13 protein-coding genes and 2 pseudogenes are annotated in these 18,800 nt (G+C 69.0%); 5 read left to right on the forward strand and 10 right to left on the reverse strand.

The window, feature by feature from the left end; translation table 11 throughout:
• Positions 1–43: 43 nt before the first annotated feature.
• The 6 genes from ABZ937_RS06585 to ABZ937_RS06610 form a co-directional block, all read right to left on the reverse strand.
• Complete coding sequence (locus ABZ937_RS06585; protein ID WP_361686438.1) at positions 44–478, reverse strand: septal ring lytic transglycosylase RlpA family protein; 435 nt, start codon at positions 476–478, stop codon at positions 44–46.
• A 45-nt stretch (positions 479–523) separates the two neighbouring features.
• Positions 524–1,378, reverse strand: coding sequence for a glycoside hydrolase family protein (locus ABZ937_RS06590; protein WP_361686441.1), 855 nt, complete (start codon positions 1,376–1,378; stop codon positions 524–526).
• 10 nt (positions 1,379–1,388) lie between these two features.
• A complete protein-coding gene (locus ABZ937_RS06595) occupies positions 1,389–2,108 on the reverse strand; it encodes a chitinase (RefSeq protein ID WP_361686444.1) in 720 nt (239 codons plus the stop codon).
• Between the two features lie 342 nt (positions 2,109–2,450).
• Positions 2,451–3,272 (reverse strand): thaumatin family protein, encoded by an 822-nt coding sequence (locus ABZ937_RS06600; protein WP_361686447.1) that lies wholly within the window; start codon positions 3,270–3,272, stop codon positions 2,451–2,453.
• Positions 3,273–3,318: 46 nt separating this feature from the next.
• A complete protein-coding gene (locus ABZ937_RS06605) occupies positions 3,319–4,521 on the reverse strand; it encodes a beta-1,3-glucanase family protein (RefSeq protein WP_361686450.1) in 1,203 nt (400 codons plus the stop codon).
• Positions 4,522–4,646: 125 nt separating this feature from the next.
• The gene (locus ABZ937_RS06610) at positions 4,647–6,158 is read right to left on the reverse strand and encodes a sulfatase (protein WP_361686453.1); all 1,512 of its coding nucleotides are present in this window, start codon (positions 6,156–6,158) and stop codon (positions 4,647–4,649) included.
• 180 nt (positions 6,159–6,338) lie between these two features.
• On the opposite strand from ABZ937_RS06610, the gene ABZ937_RS06615 reads away from it, so the two are divergent.
• From ABZ937_RS06615 to ABZ937_RS06625, 3 genes are read left to right on the forward strand one after another with little or no spacing between them, the layout of a single operon-like run.
• A complete protein-coding gene (locus tag ABZ937_RS06615) occupies positions 6,339–7,217 on the forward strand; it encodes an AraC family transcriptional regulator (protein WP_361686455.1) in 879 nt (292 codons plus the stop codon).
• A 49-nt stretch (positions 7,218–7,266) separates the two neighbouring features.
• Complete coding sequence (locus ABZ937_RS06620; RefSeq protein WP_361686458.1) at positions 7,267–7,983, forward strand: response regulator transcription factor; 717 nt, start codon at positions 7,267–7,269, stop codon at positions 7,981–7,983.
• On the forward strand, positions 7,980–9,479 hold the full coding sequence (locus tag ABZ937_RS06625) for a HAMP domain-containing sensor histidine kinase (protein WP_361686461.1): 1,500 nt from the start codon (positions 7,980–7,982) through the stop codon (positions 9,477–9,479). The genes ABZ937_RS06620 and ABZ937_RS06625 overlap by 4 nt, the downstream gene beginning before the upstream one ends.
• 770 nt (positions 9,480–10,249) lie before the next feature.
• Here ABZ937_RS06625 and ABZ937_RS06630 read toward each other — a convergent pair.
• Together ABZ937_RS06630 and ABZ937_RS06635 are read right to left on the reverse strand one after the other, a co-directional pair.
• The gene (locus ABZ937_RS06630; RefSeq protein ID WP_361686464.1) at positions 10,250–10,537 is read right to left on the reverse strand and encodes a hypothetical protein; all 288 of its coding nucleotides are present in this window, start codon (positions 10,535–10,537) and stop codon (positions 10,250–10,252) included.
• A gap of 335 nt (positions 10,538–10,872) precedes the next feature.
• Positions 10,873–11,805 (reverse strand): LLM class flavin-dependent oxidoreductase, encoded by a 933-nt coding sequence (locus ABZ937_RS06635; RefSeq protein ID WP_361687036.1) that lies wholly within the window; start codon positions 11,803–11,805, stop codon positions 10,873–10,875.
• A gap of 109 nt (positions 11,806–11,914) precedes the next feature.
• Between ABZ937_RS06635 and ABZ937_RS06640 the strand changes: the two genes are divergently transcribed.
• Entirely contained in the window at positions 11,915–12,382 is a 468-nt protein-coding gene (locus ABZ937_RS06640) for a MarR family transcriptional regulator (RefSeq protein ID WP_361686467.1), read from the forward strand.
• Positions 12,383–12,459: 77 nt separating this feature from the next.
• Here ABZ937_RS06640 and ABZ937_RS06645 read toward each other — a convergent pair.
• Positions 12,460–13,315 (reverse strand): annotated as a pseudogene (locus tag ABZ937_RS06645) (transposase); the annotation flags it as partial.
• On the opposite strand from ABZ937_RS06645, the pseudogene ABZ937_RS06650 reads away from it, so the two are divergent.
• Positions 13,292–13,719 (forward strand): annotated as a pseudogene (locus ABZ937_RS06650) (transposase); the annotation flags it as partial. The pseudogenes ABZ937_RS06645 and ABZ937_RS06650 overlap by 24 nt on opposite strands.
• 124 nt (positions 13,720–13,843) lie before the next feature.
• On the opposite strand, the gene ABZ937_RS06655 reads toward ABZ937_RS06650, so the two are convergent.
• Entirely contained in the window at positions 13,844–18,799 is a 4,956-nt protein-coding gene (locus ABZ937_RS06655; protein WP_361686470.1) for a tetratricopeptide repeat protein, read from the reverse strand.
• Position 18,800 lies beyond the last annotated feature (1 nt).

The following is an 18,800-nucleotide window of genomic DNA, read 5'->3' on the forward strand; positions in this document are numbered from 1 at the left end:
GTCAGCCGCTCCGGCCGCCGGTCACCCCGTCTCTCTCAGAGGGTCACTTCAGCACCTTCTGCCGGACGACGATGTGACCGGCGTCGGGGTTGAGGCTCCCGCCGAGCCGCCTGAAGGCGCCGTCGGTCAGGTCCAGGCACTTGGGTTCCGCCTTCGTGTGCTTGAACGTGCCGCGGTCGTTGATGCGCACGACCAGGGACTTGCCGTTCGCCACGTTGGTGACCCGCACCCTCGTGCCGAAGGGCAGCTGGGGATTGCGGGTGAGCGAAGTCGCCGCGGTGTTCTTGCTGTTGTCGAAGATGTCGCCGTTGGCGGTGGTGCTGCCGGCGGGTATCGGGCCGTAGTGCGTCGCCCAGCACTTCGGGCTCTGAGCCTGCGCGGAGGCGGTCGCGGCGGAACTCGCCGGCGCCAGGGCGACCATCGCGGTCAGTACGGCCGCACCGGCCGCGATGGAGGCGTGCAGGGTCCGCTTGCTCATGTTCTTTCCCTCGTTTCTCGTGATTTCGACTGATTGATCTTGTGTTCAGCCCGCGGAGCGATAGGCGACGCCGACCCGGTTGGCCGTCGCACCGTGGTAAAGGCCGGTGCCGTCGCCGTGGTCAGTGGAGAGGGTGAACCACGCGTAGCGCCGGACGTAGTCCAGGTGCTGGAGCATGGCCGTCGACTTCTTCACGAATGCGGCCTGTTGCGCCTTGGACGGATAGCGCGGGGTGCCTGACGAGAAGTCGATCAGGGCGTATTCGGTGAGCCAGATCGGCTTCTTGTAGCGCTTGTGCACGGCCTCGAGATAGCTGCGCAACTGCCCCGTCGCGCGCTGGGCGTCGAAGTCCGCGCCGTACCAGTGCAGGGTGATGAAGTCGACCTGGTAGCGGCGGGCGGCGGCGCCCTTCACGAACCGGTCCAGCCAGCCGCCGGCGACATCGCCGCCGGTGGCCACGGCGGGGGTGCCGAGCCGCAGACCGGTCGACTGGAGCCGGGGCCACAGGTCGAGTGCCTGCTTCACGGTCATGTGGGCCTGATCCGTCCTGTCGGGCTCGTTGAAGCCGAGCAGGTTCTTGCCCTGCTTCTTGGCCAGGCCGAGCTCCTTGTCCGTCACCGAGCCCGCGTCATGGATCATGGGCACGAACTCGACACCGCGCGGCGTCCTGATTCCTCCCTTGCCCGACGACCAGGTGTAGAACCAGCCGGAGTTCGAGTCGGCGAGCGCCTTGGTGACGCCGTCGAACTTCCAGGCGCTGATGCCCTTCTTCTTCGCCGCGGAGGTGGCGGCAACGGAATGGCCGCCGGCCGCGAACGCAGTGGGCGTGGCGCTCTGGCTGCCGGCCACGACCACGGCCGAGAGCAGGAACGGCAGGGCGAGGACGCGTACCTTCCGCATGACGCCTCCCTCAGCAGCTGAGGTGCGCGCCGACGCCGACGTGGAGCATCTTGGTGAACTTCTTGTACTTGGCGACCCGGTCCTTCATCTCGGCCGGGTTGCCGCCGTTGCACTCGACGGCGCCGTTGATGCTGCGGATGGTCTCGCCGAAGCCGCCGCTCTTGACCATCGCGTGGTGGGGCGTCATGGTGCCGGGGCCGGACTGGGTCATCCAGTACCAGAGCGCGAGCTTCCAGGTCACGACGGGGTTCGTCGCCGCGAGGTTCGGGTGGTTCAGCAGGTCGATGTGGACCGCGTCGCCGGCCGCCTTGTAGTTGTAGTTCCAGCTGATCTGGAGCGGGCCGCGGCCGTGGTACGCGGACTGGCCGGCCGGGCAGCCGTAGGGCTCTTGCTGGCAGTAGGTCGGCCAGTTGGCCTTGTTCTGCTCGTTGATGTAGATCAGTCCGCTGGTCTCGTGGCTGACGTTCGCGAGGAAGGCCGCGGCCTCACGCTTCTTGGTCTTGGCGTCGCCGGTGTGCGCGAAGGCCGGGAATGCCTTCATCGCCTTGACCAGGCCCTCGTAGGTGTAGAGCTTCTTGTGGTGCGGGAACATCTTGTTGTACTCAGCCTTGCTGACGACGAATCCACCGCTTTGCTCTGCGGCGGACGCCGTGTTGGTGCTCAGATTGACCGCGCAGATCGCTATCAATGCGGCGGTGAGCACGGCGTAGACGGCACGTAGCCTTCGCATACGGGAAACTCCTTGGAGTAAAGGCGGGTTGCCGATCGGAACCCGAATACGAAGCTACCTGCCGCCGCCCGGAGAAAGGGCTCAGAAATTGCTTCGGGAACGGCAGTTGTTGCTCGCAGTCGTTACTCGGGGAGTTCGAGCGCGACGACCGCGTGCGGAACAGACGTGCGCTGGTGAGGAGAGCAATAGCGGCCGGTCTTGAAGCAATTTTGGTGCGATCGCTCAAACACATGAACCGACGTGCCTGAGCCGACGCGTCTGAACCGAATATGAGCCGGCCGCCCCGCGGGAGTGTTCGCGGGGCGGCCGGCTCGTGGAGCAGGGGGTCATGGGGTCATGGGATCACCAGAACGTCACGACGAAGCCCTTGCACTTGGCGCACTGCCGCATCGTCCTGTTGCCGGTCTCCTGGTCCTGCTTGGACCAGGCGTAGGCCTTGGGGCAGTGCTTCTTGATGGCATCGCTGTAGGCGGAGGTGGCATCACGGTTCGGGTTCACGCACAGCACGGTCTTCCCGGCGGAGTTGTGCTGCCGGTCGGCTTTCGGGCAGTAACGGAGCAGGTTCTTCCGGCAGCCCTGCTGCGAGCACGAGCCGTTCTTGGTGACCTTCTCGGCTCCCTTGGGCGCGATGGTGACGGGAAGTGAGAAGGCGTTGACGTAGCTGACGTCGTACCAGGACGCCTTCGTGTCCTTCTTGTCGAAGTTGAACTCGGCGAGGCTGACCGGCTGTTCGCCCGTCGTGCAGCGCTGGGCGAATACTCCGCAGTCGCCGATGGCGCAGTGGAACGTGCTTCCCGACTTGCCCGAACATCCCTGGCGGGCGAAGAACTTGCCGCGCCAGTGATGGGGGGCCTTGTCCTCCGGGATGGTCAGGGTCGCCGACTGCCCCGGCTTGAGTACGGGCAGCGACTTCAGGTTCTTCGAATCTCCGTCGGGCTCGTCCTTGTTGACGGTGCTGCCGATCCACAGCTTCTTCCCGGACCGGTTGACGAACGTCACCGTGTGGGCGCCGGCGGCCGCACTCGCCTCGGGTGCGGGGACGGCGGTAGCGGCGGGCACGGTGCGGGAATCGTCGGCCACGGCGGCCTGCGCGGCTCCGGCGGACGCGACGGCCGGCATGAGACACAGCACGGCCGCGAGAAGCAACTCACGTAATCTCTTCACCTGGTACTCCCTCGGTGGTCGCTTGCTGCACGCAAGAGCGGGTGTCTCAGAACGGGGTCAGCGTCAGGTGCATGTGCTGGGGGCTGGGGTCCTCGATGTAGGAGGCCCAGTCGGCGACGTCGTCGAAGGCGAAGCCGTAGGCCTTGCCGTTGCTGGTCGCGGCGTGGATGGCCTTGGCGTAGTGGTTGGTGACGGCGGTGTCGTAGAAGGTGGCCGCGCGGGTGGTGGGCTGCTTGCTGTGGCTCAGCAGCGTCGAGCGGTTGAACGCGGCGCCCAGGGCGGCGGCGACGGGGCCGGTGATCCCGTCGTTGGGGGCGGCGAGCGCCCCGTCGCAGAAGAGCACGTCACGGGTGGAGGGCTTGGCGAAGGAGACCTGCGCGGGGCCGCTGAAGGTGAGCTGCTGGTTCCTGACCCGGCCGGTGAAGGTGCCCGCGTTCGTCCTGACGACGAGGTTCTTGTTCCGGTAGGTGTGCCAGACCTTGTCGATGTAGTCGTCGAAGTAGTGCTGGGGGAACCGGCCGGCGTCGAGGCCGTGGCTCGGGGCGATGACGCGCCGGTCGGCTATGACGAGGTGCTTGAAGTCCGGGTGGTTCCTCAGGGCGTTGAAGACCTTCACGCGGCCGCTGGCGGGCAGCCGGCCGGTGCTGTGGTTCTTCGCTCCGTTCAGCCCGATCATCATCGGAACGCTGAACATGTCCACCATGGTGGTGTTGCAGTGCATGCCGGACGCGTCGTGGGTGAACTCCACGAAGTCGTGCAGCACGGAGAAGTTGGGGTCGGACTCCACCCAGCCGGCCGGCTGCTGAAGACCGATCTTGCCGTCCGCACCCCTGACGGCCTTGAACTTCAGCTTGTCGCCGAGGGCCACGTAGATGCGTCCGGACATCTGCGGCAGTCGCAGCTTGGTCGCGCCGTGGGCGGTCAGCGGGATGGAGTAGTCGGCGAAGCCGCCCGCATGGTTGTCGGAGAGCTTGACGGGGGCCAGGGTGCCCCGCCGGGTGAGCCGTACCTGCCGGTCTCCCTTGCTGCCCACGACGTACAGGTGGACCTTGCCGTTGGCGAACTTGCCGCTGCTGTTGACGACCGTGAGCGGCAGCCCCCCTCGCGCGGCCTCGGCGGCCGGGTCGGCGCCGTCGGAGTCGGCGAAGGCGCGCGGGGCGGCGGAGACGATCGCGGATCCGGCCAGGGCACCCGCCATCGAGGCGAGCGCTCTACGGCGGGTGGGCGAGTGGGCGTCGGACGAGAACATGCGGAAATTCCTCTCTCCAGTGCTGTGTGTGACGGAACACGGGTGGGGAAACGGGCGCGCGCGGACGCCCGCCCACGCGGTGCCCTGGCCGCGGCGGGCGGCCAGGGCACCCATGGGAAGCCCTGCTACGGGTGTCCGGCGCTCCAGCAGCCGTCGCCGTGGCAGTTCTTCAGTCCGGTCAGCGCGTCGTGCAGCTTCGCCAGGCGGGCCTGGCTCAGCTGTCCGGCGATGTTGTGCAGCTCGTCGGGGTCGGTGCTCAGGTCGTAGTACTCCTTCGCGCCGCTGTCGTACTCGACGTAGGTGTAGGAGTTGGTGCGCATGGCGTGGTAGTTCGGCGGGCTGACGCTCTCGGTGCCGTGGTTGTCCGGGTCGTCATGAGCCGGCTTGGCGTGGCGGTGCTCGATCAGGTTGGCCGTGCGCCAGCCCGCGTCCGAGCCGCCGTCCAGGAGGGGGAGCATGCTGTGCCCGTCCACCTTGGACGACACCGTGGCGCCGCCGATCTTCTCGAAGGTGGGCGCGAAGTCGATGTTCGACACCTGGGCGTGGCTCGTCCGTCCGGCCGCGACACCGGGTCCTGCGATCACCAGCGGCACGCGGACGTCGGTGTCGAAGGCCGTCTGCTTGCCGGCCTTGAGCCGGTACTCACCGAGGTGGAAGCCGTTGTCAGAGCTGAAGACGACGTAGGTGTTGTCGGCGACGTGGGCGCTGGTCAGGCTCTGGCGCAGCTTGCCGAGCATCTTGTCGACCGCCTGGAGCGACTGTGCGCGCTTGCGGAACTTCTTGTCGATCGCGGTCTTCTCGCTCTGGGTCAACGGGTTCTGCCGGGCCAGCCACGGCGGCGCGTTGGTCGGGAGCTTGTCGAAGGCGGGGCCCTGCGGTGCCTTCAGGCCGGGGAAGTCCTTCTTGTCCCGGCGGGCCGGCGTGGACGGACCGTGCGGTGTGAAGAGGGCGACCTCCAGCATGAACGGCTTGTTCGCCGCCACGGACTTCTTGATGAAGGACTGGCCCTTCTCGCTCAGGACGTCGGTCAGATAGTCCTTGTTCTTGTCGCCGTGGGGTTCCATCTTGTGGTTGTGGGCGAGCTTGTAGTTGTACTCCGGGTAGCCGTTGCCGACGACGTCCCACTGGCTCCAGCCCTGCGGCACGTACGGCTGCTGGCCGTCGACCGTGGCCTTGGGGTCGTAACCGTTGAGGTACTTGCCCATCATCGCGGTGCGGTAGCCCTTGGCCTTCAGGGCGGCGGCGAAGGTGTCCTTCTCCAGGCCGTTGTCGTGGAAGGCCTTGAAGCCGCCGTTGGACCCTGCCGTGTTGCTGAGGACGCCGGTGTTGTGCGGGTACTCACCGGTGAAGGTGGACGAACGGGACGGGCAGCAGAGCGAGTTGCTGACCACGAAGTCGCTGAACGACGTGCCCTGTGACTGGAGCTTGTGCACTTCGGGCATGTACGGGAGCAGGTTTGTGGACATGTCGTCGGTGAGTACGAAGACGATGTTCGGTTTGGCCGCTGCCGTGGCCGCGGCCGGCTTCACGGTGGGGGCGGTGGTGTGGGCTGTCGCCGCGCTCATTCCGCTCTGAGCGGCGAACACCATCGCCGCCAAGCCGGCTGTAAGTGTCAGCAATTGACGAGTGCGAATCATGCTGGGAGCGTGGCAGCGGGAATCCGCCCCGGTCAATATCAGATCGCCTCCCACCGAATTATTCCGTGCTCAGGCCAATTAATCCGGACCAGTCGCCTTGCGGCAGCCTCTGATTCCCCTGCACTCTATGCACGGCACCTGCATCGAGAGCAGTGGAACCGGACGAGAGGAAACCGGGCGTTGGAGGTAACCAGCGGGGTGGGGAGCAAAGCATGGAACTCCCTGCACGTGTGGAAGCAAACGTTCAAGAAGGGCGTCCACACGTTCCATCTGCCGTCGTCTTCAGGAATCAAACTGAATGCCCATCTGAGCGGGCTTCTGGAAATTCGCGAAGGTCACGGCACACGGACAGCGAAGGAGGCGTTCCCACTTCCCGACGACGTGTGCATCATTCCCCCGGGGCTGAGCCGGACGCTGGTCGTGGCACCGACCGGTGACGAGCCCGTGACGATCGCCACCCTCACCCTCCCGGTCGACACGCTGCGCCGGTTCATCACCGAGGAGGACCTGCGGTCACGCGTCCCATATCTGTGGGATCCGCACCCGGTGACGCGGTTCGACCCGCTCCTCGCGGCCATGGTGAAGGCGGTGGCGGCCGCGAACGAGGTCGGCGCCGACGACCTGTACGCGCAGTCGGCGGCGCAGTTCATCGCCGCCCACCTGCTCGCGCCGCACTCGTCCGGTTCGGGCAGGACAGCCGGTCTGCTGAGCTCAGGGCAGCTCGAGACGATTCTGTCCTATATGCGGGCCAACCTCGATCAACCGGTCTCGGTCGGCGACCTGGCGTCCCTGGTCTCCTTCAGCCGTTTCCACTTCGTACGCTGTTTCAAGGCCACCACCGGATTCACCCCGTACCGCTATCTCACCGAACTCCGGATCGACCTGGCCCGCAAGTATCTCGAGACCGGCGACGACACCATCGCCCGCATAGGACGGCGCTGCGGATTCTCCGGTTCCGAGCACTTCTCGCGGAGCTTCCGCCGCATCATGGGATGCACGCCGTCGCAGTACCGGACGAGGCGCACCTGCGGTCTCGGGCAGAGCCTGCCCGTGCTTTGATCGGTCTCCTCCGGGCAAGCTCGTTCGACGCGGTGAAACCGAGGTGTGCATGGCAGGTAAGGCCGGGCGGGTCCTGGTGGTCGACGACGACGCGGCGATACGGCGGTCACTGGCACGGGGGCTGAGGCTGAGCGGATTCACGGTGACGGTCGCGGACGGCGGTCACACCGGTCTGGCGGAGGCCCGCGTCGGCCGCCCCGACATCGTCGTCCTGGACGTCGGCATGCCCGATCTCAGCGGCATCGACGTGTGCCGGGCCCTGCGTGACGACGGCGACGACGTACCCGTGCTGATGCTCTCCGCGCTGGACGAGACGGCCGACCGGGTGGCGGGCCTACAGGCGGGCGGGGACGACTACCTGGTCAAGCCGTTCGCACTCCAGGAGTTGGTCCTGCGGCTGCACGCCCTGCTGCGCCGCCGCCCGCCGGCCGCCACCGCCCCCCTCCGCGTCGGCGGCCTCGTCCTCGACCCGGCCGCCCACCAGGCCGTTCTGGAGGACCGGCCACTGCAACTGACCCGGCGCGAGTTCGCGCTGCTGGAGATCCTGGCCCGCAACGCGGGCATCGTGCTCACCCGCGAGCAACTGCTGGACTGGGTCTGGGGATACGACTTCCAGGTCCGCAGTGACGCGGTCGACACCTTCGTCAGCTATCTGCGGCGCAAGCTGGAGGCAGGCGGCCGGCCCCGGATGGTGCACACCGTGCGCGGGGTCGGTTTCGTCCTGCGCGCGGACCGCCAGACCCCGCACATCGAGGGCACGCCGTGAAACTGTCCACCCGTATCGCGCTCGCGGTCGGCGTGAGCGTGCCCGTGCTGGTCCTCGCTTCCGGCTGGCTGCTGCTGCACCTGGTCAGCAGCGACCTGCGCACGCACCAGAACGACCAACTGCGCGCCCGCGCGACGGTCGTCGCCCAGAACGCCAAGGCGTATCTGGACGTGGCCGGGACCGACCACCCGCTCCTGAAGCAGGTCCGCCGACGCCGGCTGATCAACTCCGCCCGGGATGTGGGCGTCCGGCTGAAGGGGCCGCAGGACACGATCTCGGCCGGCCCGCAGCCCGACCCGAACCCCACGCTGCCCCGCAACGCCCCGACGCCCGTCACCGTGACCTCCGGCGGCAAGGACTGGCTCGTCCTGTCACTGTGCGTCGGTGCCGCGGCGAAAGAGAGCAACACCCCGAATCTGTGGCTGCTGTCACCGGACACGGCCGAGGACGAGCTGGCGCTGGTGCGCCAACGGGTACTGACCGGTGCGCTGGTGGCCGCCGCACTGGCCGGTGCCACCGCCTGGGCCGTCGCCGCCCGGGCGGTTCTTCCGCTACGGCGGCTTCAGCGGCGTACCAGTGGACTGGACCCCAGGACCAGCACCGTACGCCTGGAGCACACGCCAACCCGGGTCACCGAGGTGGACGACCTGGCGTACACGGTGCAGACCGTACTCGCCCGCTACGACGAGCAGGTCGCGCGCACCGGGGAGGCGCTGGCCACCGCCCGCGCGTTCGCCGCGACCGCCTCCCACGAGCTGCGCACCCCGCTGATGAGCATGCGCACCAATCTCGACATCCTCACCGACCACCCCGGCCTCGACCCCGAGGACCGGGCGGAGGTTCTCGGGGACCTCGGGCGCGAACACACCCGGCTGCTCGGGCTGCTGGTGATGCTGAAGGCGCTCGCACAGGGCGACCTGATCGAGGCGGACGCGTTCTCGCCACTGGACCTCGGGGAGCTCGTGGAGGCGTCGGTCTCCGACCTGCGGCGCACCCGCCCCGACGCCGAAGTGTCCGTACGCACCACCGCGGGGGTGCGTGTCGACGGCTGGGAGCAGGGTCTGCGCTCGGCGGTGGACAACCTGCTGACCAACGCCTGGACCCACGGCCGCGCCGAAGACGGCGTCGCCCGCATCGAGGTGACCCTGCGCCCGCCCCTCGGTGGGCGTGAGGCGACCGCGGTGCTCGTGGTGGACGACCACGGCCGCGGCATCCCTCCCGAAAGCCGCGAGGAGATCTTCCAGCGTTTCCACCGCGGCCCCGACAGCCCCGGCTCCGGCCTGGGCCTCACCCTGGTCGCCCAGCAAGCCGCCCTCCACGGCGGCCACATCACCGTGTCGGACCGCCCTGACGGCCGGCCCGGCACACGCTTCGAGCTCCACCTGCCGGCCACGGGCGTCCAGGACATGGAGTACACCCTGCCGCTGCTGCACCGCGACTGGCTGACCCGAACCCCCGAACAGGCCCCGCCGGGCCTGTTCACCAAGCGCACCTAGGTTTACGTTCCGCTAGGGTCGATATCCGCTTTCCTCCCTGTCGAATTATTCCCTGCCAGTGCCAATTAATCCGACGGCGGTCGCCTTGCGGCTGTCGCCGGTACGCCGGCATTCTGACTGGCGTCCCTGCCTCCTTCCGAACTCTGCAGCGGCCTCGCATGCAATTAACTCTCAGCGAAGCGAATGCAAAGGATCTGGCATGAGTACTGAATTGCGAGAAACTATGTAGGTGGCTTTGGGCCATTGCGGTCCTCCGAAGGACATCGTCATGATCCCTTGGGAGTGCGGGCGAGAAGGGCAACTCGCGGTACCACCGCACTTTCGCCGCCACCTGCCGGTGGCAGCCTCATTCGGGCCCGGTGACGGGGGCCGGCCGGCGGGGCATTGGGACACCCAGGGGGCGCCGTTTCTCCCCGCGCTGGGGAGGGTCTTCGCCTTGGGGTGCGAGACCGCCTTCACAGCTTCCGGCGGCTCTTTCGGCTCGCGAGATCCTGGCTACTCGCCTCCGTCAACGCGTTGCCCGGGAGGATATGGATCTCACGGGTGCCGCCGCAGCCAAGAACAGCGAACCCCTCAATGGGAACTGGGCCTGTCTCGGGGAAGTCCACAGCGGCTGGTGCCCGATGAGCTGTGGGAGTTGTTCCAACCCCTGGTACGGCCCGCGGTATCCGGATCCACCTACCTGTACACCAGTCACAGAACGTTATAGATCACCGGCTCTGGGCACAGCTTCGCACCTGGCCACCGGTACCGGACGCTGATCCGCGGGATCACCCCTCGGCGAGTTCGGCGTGCCGTTTCCACGGGTAGCTGTTCCAACCTGCGTCCAGGATCGTGTTGCGGCCAAGGTTCTTACCTGTGAGCGCGGTTCCGAGGGAGTACGTGGCTTGGAGAGCGTCCGCCTGCCGTTCGAGGAGAACCTGACTTGCCGGCGTGTCCTGCACGGTGACGAGGTGTTCGAGTTCCGCAGCGCTGCAGACGGTGACACACATGTGTGATTCCTTCTTCACCTCACGCTGAAAGGGGGCATTGGCGGTGTGGAAGGGCTCCATGGTCACGACCAGACCGTGCATCGGCCGGTCAACAGGTACGTGGATGAAGTTCGGGTGCCTGCTGGCGATCAGACTTGCGGTTTTTTCGACTTGTTGGCGGGCGTGTTTGAGCTGGCGCAGGGTGAGTTCCCGACCACACCTCCGCATGGGTAGGCGCCACAGATCTCGACGGAAGGGCACCTGTCATGCTGCCCTGAGGAGTTCGCCGCAGTTGACGGCGATTCCAAAGCGTGGGCATCTGTGGGCAGCTCTGAGCGGACGAATGCTGACCCAATGCGTGAGTCAGTTCAGGCGACCTGGGCAGGGAGGAGCGTCTTGCCGAGTGGAGGGCGGCCCTGTCATCAGCATTCTCGGGCTGCGCTGCGGACGGGCGTGATGATCTCGTCGGCGAGCCATCGCGCGGCCTGTGGGGGGTAGGGGCTCCGCAGGCTGAGGACGATGTGCGTCACGCCTGCGGCGATGAGCTCCGTGATGGCCTTGCGGTCGGTGGCAGGGTCGTCGTAGGAGACGATGTACTGAACGGAGCGGGTGATCGTCCGTGGATCACGGCCGATGGCTGCGCAATGGTCGTTCACAACCGCACTGCGCTCGGTGATGTAGTCCAGCGTGTTGTGCGGCGGTCCGGGGATGTTCCAGATGTCGGCGTGCTCGGCGACCAGGCGGAGCGTCCTGTTTCCCCAGCCGCCGATCAGCAGGGGCGGCCCTGGCCGCTGAACAGGTTTCGGCTCGTTGCGGTTGCCGGTCAGGGTGTAATAGCGACCGTGGAAGTCGAAGACGTCCCGCGTCCACATGCCGCGGAGAATGGCGATGGTCTCCTCCAGGCGGGCGATGCCTTCGGCGGGCGGGACGAGCGTGAGGCCGTAGGCCGCGTACTCCGCGACGGCTGGGTTCTCGCCGGCGATGCCGCCTGCGTTGGGTGGCTGAACGGTGCCGCCCACGCCGAGGCCCATGATCAGGCGGCCCCCGGAGATCACGTCGACTGTTGTGGCGATTTTACCGAGGACGGCGGGCGGCCGGATCCGATTGCTCGTCACAAGCAGGCCCAGACGCAGCCGCTGGGTCCTGGCCGCCAGGGCGCTCAGCAGCGTCCATCCTTCGAGGATCTGCCCGTCCTCCGGGCCGGCGATCGGCATGAGGTGGTCCCACAGCCAGGCGTCCGCGATCTCGGGCAGGTCGTCGGCCTCCTGCCACACGCGGAGGATGTCCTCGTAGGGAACCCGCATAGGGGTGGTCTTGATTCCGAATGTCACGGTGGGGAGGTCCTGGTCGGACATGGTTGCCATCCGCCCTTCGAGTCGATGCGCCGCCGTTGACGGCGACGCCATCATCACCGTAGTAGATCATCAGTGGTGCTGACTATCAGTTTCTCGATACGCTGTGGCCATGACGCGCGACGCACCGCCCGAGGTCCTCTCCTCCCGCCTCGGGTATCTGCTCAAGCACGTGTACCTGCGGTTCACCGACGAGTCGGCGAGGGCCTTGGCGCCGCACGGAATCGACGGCCGTGAACTAGCAGTTCTGGCCGTCCTGGACGCGCATGACGGGCTGTCTCAACTGGAAGCGGCGGGCAAGCTGGGCATCGACCGCACGACGATGGTGGCTCTCGTCGACGCTTTGGAAGGCAAGGAACTGGTCGAACGGCGCCGCAGTCCCCAGGACCGGCGCAAGAACATCGTGCAGCTGACGCCGGCCGGAGCGGAGCGCCTTCGCGACGCCGAATTCGCCCGCCAGGAGATGGAACGCCGGTTCCTCGCCCCCCTCTCCAGCCCGGACGCCACGCTCCTGGTCCGCGCCCTGCAGTCCCTCGTCGGTGCCCCGACGGGCGCTGGCCAAGCGTCTGCCTCGGCATGACCGACGGTGACGTTGGCCCACATCCGTAGACCTCCGTACTTGGTGAGTCGGGTCTCCAACCCTCTGGGGTCAGGCTGCGCGGCGGGACTGTCGGCGCCCTTGGTCACCTTCGTGCGGAGCCGCACCGTGGCGAAGGCCGACTCGATGGGATTCGTGATCCGCAGGTGGATCCAGTGTTCGGCGGGAAAGGCGTAGAACGCCGGCAGCTCGTCCATGTCGTCGGTGATCTTCTTGACGGCCTTGGGCCACTTCGCGCCGTACGTCTTCTCGAACGCGGTCACCGCTTTGAGCGCATACTGCTTGTCCTCGGCATTGTGGATCTCTTGCAGGGCCTTCTTCGCCCCCGGCTGGGCGGACTTCGGAAGGGCGTCAAGGGTATTGGCGATCTTGCGAACCCAGCACCTTTGATTGCGGGCTTCGGGAAAGACCTCACGGAGGGCGTTCCAGAAGCCGAGCGCCCCGTCGTCGACCGCGAGAACGGGGGCGCGCATGCCGCGGCGGGCGCAGTCGCGCAGCAGGTCGGCCCAGGAGTCGGCTGATTCGCGGTAGCCGTCGCTCATGGCGATCAGCTCCTTGGAGCCAAACATAGACGTAGTCGGTGGCGGACAGGTCGCGCTCGCCGAACGCGGCGTGGTCGGCCTGCCATTGCTGAGTGAGCCGGGTGACCGTGGCGGGAGACAGACCGGCCGCCGACCCGAGGAACTGCTCCAGCGCCGGCACGAAGTCACCGGAGGACAGGCCGTGCAGGTAGAGCAGCGGCAGCACTTCGCTGATCTTCGGGGCCTTGCGGCACCAGGGCGGCAGGCTCGCCGAGGGCTCCAGTGCGGCGGCCAGCATCCGCCTCGCGCCCTCACGGACGATCTCATCGATCAGGGAGGAGCCGTTGGGGGTGGCGCCGTCGTCGTTCACCAGGGCTACACCGGCAGCCTCAATCTCCTCTACGAGTACGTCACCCAGGGCCGCATCGAGGGCGAACGGCCGGTCACCACCCCGCAGCGGTTCTCCCGGCTCCTCCTGTCACGCCCCGAGAACCTCCGCGACAAGGACACCGCCTTCCTGCGGGAGCCGATCTCCTCCTGCCTCGAACTGGTCCAATTTGTAGGCGAGTTCGCCCAACTCCTGACCTCGGCCGAGGACAACGACACCAAGCTCACCGAGTGGATGCCCAGGTCCGTGCCGCCGGCCTGCCCCACCTGCACTCCTTCGCCAACGGCCTGGAACTCGACCGGGCTGCCGTCGTCGCCGGCCTCATCCGGCCCTACCACAACGGCCGCACGGAAGGCGTGAACACCCGCACCAGGAAGATCATGAGGCAGATGCACGGTCGCGCCGGCTTCCCTCTGTCACGGCTACCACCGACTACGGGCCAGAGCCCAAATCGTGGCAGGCCCAACCTCGTATCTGCACCCAAGCGGGTTGGTCTGCCTGCGAAAGCCTCGAAACTCGCTCCGAAATGGTCGATCAGGACGTGCGCCGGATCTTTGCCGCCTCCTCGGTGACGGCCGAAGCTTCCTCATGCAGCCCCGCCTCCGTCAGAAGTGCACTGAGCTTGGACAGTGCATGGGCGAGCTGCGGCTCATAGCCGGCGGGGTCGGTCACAGACAGTCGGCGGTAGACGCCGACTGTCTCTTCGGCGGTGGCCAGGGCTTCCGACCGCTGCCCCGCCTTCGACAGGTGGATACGGAGGTTGGACAGTAGTCGGGCGAGGTGGGGTTCATGGGCGGCGGGATCGTTCACAGCCAATCGGCGTCGGATCTCCACCGCCTCCTTGGCGGTGGCCAGGGCCTTCTCGGGTCGTCCCGCCTCCGACAGGTCGATGGCGAGGTCGGACAGCGAATCGGCGAGATCGGGCGCGAAGGTGGCGGGGTTGTTCGCGGCCAGTCGGCGTTGGATCTCCACCGCCTCCTCGGCGGCGGCCAGGGCCTCCTCGGGCCGTCCCGCCTCCGACCGGAGGCTGCCGAGTTCGAACAGCGAGACGGCGAGGCGGGGTTGATGGGCAGGGTCGTCCGCGGCCAGTCGGCGCCGGATCTCCACCGCCTCCGCGGCAGGGGCCAGGGACTCCTCCCGCAGCTCCGACTTCGACAGGTGGATGGCGAGATCGAGCAGCGAACCGGCCAGGCGGGGTCCGTGGGCGGGGTTGCCAGCGGCCAGCCGGCGCCGGATCTCCACCACTTCCTCGGCGGCGGCCAAGCACTCCTCCCGCCGCCCCACCCCCCGCAGGTAGAGGGCGAGGTTGGCCAGTGACATGGCAAGGCGGGGCCTGTACTCGGCCGGGTCGGCCGCCGCCAGTCGGCGCCAGACCTCCACCGACTCCCCGGCCGGGGCCGGGCACTCCTCCCGCAGCCCCGCCTCCCACAGCAGGGCGCCGAAGTCGAACAGCGAGGCGGCGAGGTCCTCCTCGAAAGCGGCCGGGTCGGCCGCGGCCAGCAGGCGCCGGACCTCCACCGCCTGTTCGGTGGCGGCCAGGGCTTCCAGGTGACATCCCAGCCTCCCGAACCGGATACCGAGGTCGGACAGCGCGGTGGCGAGGTCCGGCTCGGCGGCGGGCGGCTCGGTTCCGGTCAGTCGGCGGTAGACGTCGCCCGCCACTTCGGTGACGGCGTCGGCGTCCTCCTGCGGGGTGTCGGGACTTTCCACGACGACGTCCAACGTCATCCCGTTCGGGAGGTCGACGGTGACCTTCTGCGACTCCGCTTCGGTGACGGCGCCGGCATCCTCCTGCCGGGTGTCGGTACCTCCCGTGACAACGGCGTCCATCATCATCCCGTTCGAGAGTTCGAGGGTGAACGTCCGCGACTCCTGTTCGGTGACGGCGCCGGAGTCCTCCCGCCGGGTGTCGGGACTTCCCGAGGCAACGACGTCCATCTCCGTCCCGTCCGGGAGTTCGATGGCGAACGTCCGCGACTCCCGGGGGCCGCTCCGCTCCCCTTCGGCGGCACGAGGGGGACGGGGCCGCTGAGGATCCTTGCGGCGGGGCCGGAGAACCGTACGGACCCGCCGCCCGATACCCGACAGGAGGGCGCCGACACCCGACGGCGGGCCGGCGGGGCGAGGGGCGTCGACCACGAGGCCGGCCATGCCCAGTCGGCGGCTGATCTCCGTGGCCTCCAGTTCGGCGGCGCGGGATTCCGCCCGCCGCCCCGTCTTGAACAGGAAGACGGCGAGGGCGGACAGTGCGGTGGCGAGGTCGGGTCCGAAGGTCGCGGGGTCGTGCACGGCCAGTCGGCGGTAGCTGCGGACCGCTCCGTCGGCGGCGGCCAGGCCCTCCTCCCACCGCTCCGTCCCGATGAGGCAGGCGGCGAGGTTGAACTGCGAGTCGGCGAGGCCACGCTCGGAACCCGCGGAGCCCTCCGTGACCAGGCGGTGGTAGATGTCGACCGCCTGCGCGGCGGGCGGGAAGGCATCCCGCGGCCGCCCCGCCTGTGTCAGGATGGCGCCGAGGTTGGACAGCGTGCGGGCGAGCTCGGCTTCGAAGAGGGCAGGCTTCTCCGCGGCCAGGCGGCGGTAGATGCGGACCGTTTCCGCTGTGGCGGCCAGGCCCTTCTCCAACTGCCCCACCTCTCCCAGCCAACTGCCGAGGCTGGACAGGGAGTGGGCGAGGTCGGGTTCGAAGGCCTTCGGGTTTTCGGTGGCCAGTCGGCGCCGGATCTCCACCGCCTGCCCGACGGCTCTGAGGGCCTCCGCGGGGTGCCCCGTCTCCCACAGCCTGATACCGAGGTTGCCCAGCGAGCGGGAGAGGTCCGATTCATGGGCTTTGGGGTCGTCCGCGGCCAGTCGGAGCCGGATTTCTACCGCCTCCTGTTCGGAGGCCAGGCCCTCTGCCAGGTGCCCCAGTGCCGACAGGTAGCTGCCCAGGTTGGACAGTGAGGCGGCGAGGTCGGGTTCGTGAGCCTTCGCGTTGTCCGTGACCAGTCGGCGCCGGATCTCCACCGCCTCCAGCTCGATGCTGAGGGCCTCCTCCTGGCGTCCCGCCCCCGACAGCCAGATACCGAGGTTGACCAGCGAGTGGGCGAGGTCGGCTTCGAAAGCCGCCGCGCTGCCCGCGGCCAGTCGGCGCCGGATCTCCACCGCCTGCCCGACGGCCGTGAGAGCCTCTGCGGGGCGCCCCGCCTCCAACAGCGAGACGCTCAGGTTGGACAGTGCGAGGGCGAGGGCGGATTCGTAGGTCGCGGGGTTGTCGGCGGCCAGTCGGCGCTGGATCTCCACCGCCTCCAGTTCGGCGGTGAGGGCTTCCTCGCGGCGCCCGAGGCCCAGCAGGTGGAGGCCGAGGTTGGACAGTGAGACGGCGAGGTCGGGTTCGTAGGTCGCGGGGTTGCCGGCGGCCAACCGGCGGTAGACGTCGACCGTCGACTCGGTGGTGGCCAGGGCCTCCTCCCGAAGCCCCGCCAGCGACAGGTGGTGGCCGAGGTTGCTCAGGGCCGTGACGAGACTGAGTGCGTGGGCCGCCGGGTCGGCCTGGGCCAGCCGGCCCAGGATGCCGACCGCCTCCTGGGTGGCGGCCAGGCCCTCGTCCCGCCGCCCCGCCGCCGCCAGCCGGGTGCCGAGGCTGATCAGTGAGCCGGCGAGGTTCGGTTCGTGGGTGGCCGGATTGGCCGCGGCCAGCCAGCGGTGGATGCCCGCCGCCTCCTCGGCGGTGGCCAGGGCCTCCGCCTGCTGTCCCACCGCCGACAGGTCACCGCTGAGGTTGACCAGCGAGGCGGCGAGGTCGGCCTGGTGACCGGGGCCGCTCCGGGTCAGGTCGCGCCAGATCCGTACGGCCTGCCGGCCGCCGGCGAGGGCCTCGTCGCGCAGGCCGGCCCGGGACTGGCGGAGCGCGAGGCGCTCGTGGATGCGGGCGCGGGAGGCGGGGTCACGGATGGTGGCCAGGCGGTGTTCCGCCAGGCGGGCGGTGATCGCGGCGATGCCGACGTCGAGGCCGGTGTGCCGGTCCGCGGGGAAGTGGGGCTCGACGGTTTCCAGGACGGCGATGTCGAGAGTCTCCAGGGCGGCCAGGCGGGTCAGGGCGGCGCTGCCCGCGGCCAGGGCGAGGAGGGGGCGGTCGCGCAGGATCGGGTCGAGGTGGCGGGCGGTCAGGTGGGGCCAGCGGTGGGCCGCCTCGATCAGGACCGTCAGAGCCTGGCGGGAGTAGCCCGCCGGTTCGCCGGTCCCGTCGTCGGGCACCAGCAGCGCGGCGGGCGCGGCGGCGCTCCAGGGGTCCGTGGCGTGGTAGCCGAACTCCTCCTCGTGGCCGGGCAGGGTGAGCGCGAGGTAGTCCTCGCCGAGCCGGTCGGGGGCGAGCGGGTCCAGCACCAGCTCCGAGTCGGCCGGCGGGTAGCAGCGGCCGTGGTCCTCGGCCAGCCGCCCGCCGGCAGCGGTGCTGTCGGCGGCACCGGCCCGCACCAGGGCGGTCGCGGCGTTCTCGGGGGTCAGGGCGCCCGCGAGGGTGGCCACGTACACCACCCGGCCCATGGTGCGCGGGTCGCTGCGCAGCGGGCCGTGGCCCTCGTCGTGGAAGGAACGCCAGTGGTCCTGCTCGCGGTCCAGCAGGTAGGAGGAGAGGCTTGCCTGCCCGTTCCCGGTAGGGGGCGCGCAGCCGCGGCTGGCGGCGTCCACGTCGACCAGGGCCCGCATGTGGACGGTGAGGGGCAGGGCGAACGCCGAGTCACCCAGGTCGCCGGGCATGCCGAGCCCGGCGGGGTCCGGGTGGCCGAGCACCTCGGCGAACCGGTCGCGGGCCGCGGTGTACATGGCGGTCCGGGCGCCGGGGGTATCGGGGAGCCCTTCGAGCCGCAGCGCCTCGGCGTCGAGGACGTCGAGCTTGGCGAGCTGGTGGGCCAGGCCCTGCCACCAACTGCCGGCCTGGCGGGCCAGCAGCAGGATGCGCAGCCGGTCACGGGCCGCGTCCCGGTGCTGGCGCAGCAAGGTGATCAGGTCCTCCAGGGGCCAGCGCTCGGCGTAGTCCACCACCATGACCAGCCCCGGGGCACGCACCGCCAGGGACTGGTCCGCGCCCCCGGCCGAGGCGACCTCGCTGCGGTGCCGGGCCAGCGCGACCGCCCATCCCGCGCCGGCCGAGCGGGCGGCGAACTCGGCGGCCAGCCGCGTCTTGCCCGACCCGCCCTCGGCGTGCAGCAGCCGCACCGACAGCCCCGGTAACGCCTCGTCCCGCCAGGACTCCAGCACCGCCGACTCCGGCCGGGGCAGGAAGGGCACCACCTGGTGACGGGCCGTCAGCAGCCGACTGGGCACGCGCGCCAGCCCGGGCGGCAGGGCGGACGGTACGGCGAGCGGGAAGGGCTCCACCCGGTACGGCGGGGTGCCGCGGTAGATGTAGTTGTACTGGTCCCCGTTCTGCACGGCGTACACCCGGCCACCGCCGGTGGCCGTGATGTTCTGCGTGTACACCACGCCCTCGCCCGGGTCCGCAGGCGTGCCCACG

The organism is Streptomyces sp. NPDC046727, assembly GCF_040645635.1.
Taxonomy (GTDB): Bacteria; Actinomycetota; Actinomycetes; order Streptomycetales; family Streptomycetaceae; genus Streptomyces.

Bases quoted from the DNA above. Each gene is read 5' to 3' on its own strand.
- ABZ937_RS06585 (WP_361686438.1), bottom strand. From the start codon at position 478: ATGAGCAAGCGGACCCTGCACGCCTCCATCGCGGCCGGTGCGGCCGTA.
- ABZ937_RS06590 (WP_361686441.1), bottom strand. From the start codon at position 1,378: ATGCGGAAGGTACGCGTCCTCGCCCTGCCGTTCCTGCTCTCGGCCGTG.
- ABZ937_RS06595 (WP_361686444.1), bottom strand. From the start codon at position 2,108: ATGCGAAGGCTACGTGCCGTCTACGCCGTGCTCACCGCCGCATTGATA.
- ABZ937_RS06605 (WP_361686450.1), bottom strand. From the start codon at position 4,521: ATGTTCTCGTCCGACGCCCACTCGCCCACCCGCCGTAGAGCGCTCGCC.
- ABZ937_RS06610 (WP_361686453.1), bottom strand. From the start codon at position 6,158: ATGATTCGCACTCGTCAATTGCTGACACTTACAGCCGGCTTGGCGGCG.
- ABZ937_RS06620 (WP_361686458.1), top strand. From the start codon at position 7,267: ATGGCAGGTAAGGCCGGGCGGGTCCTGGTGGTCGACGACGACGCGGCG.
- ABZ937_RS06635 (WP_361687036.1), bottom strand. From the start codon at position 11,805: ATGTCCGACCAGGACCTCCCCACCGTGACATTCGGAATCAAGACCACC.
- ABZ937_RS06640 (WP_361686467.1), top strand. From the start codon at position 11,915: ATGACGCGCGACGCACCGCCCGAGGTCCTCTCCTCCCGCCTCGGGTAT.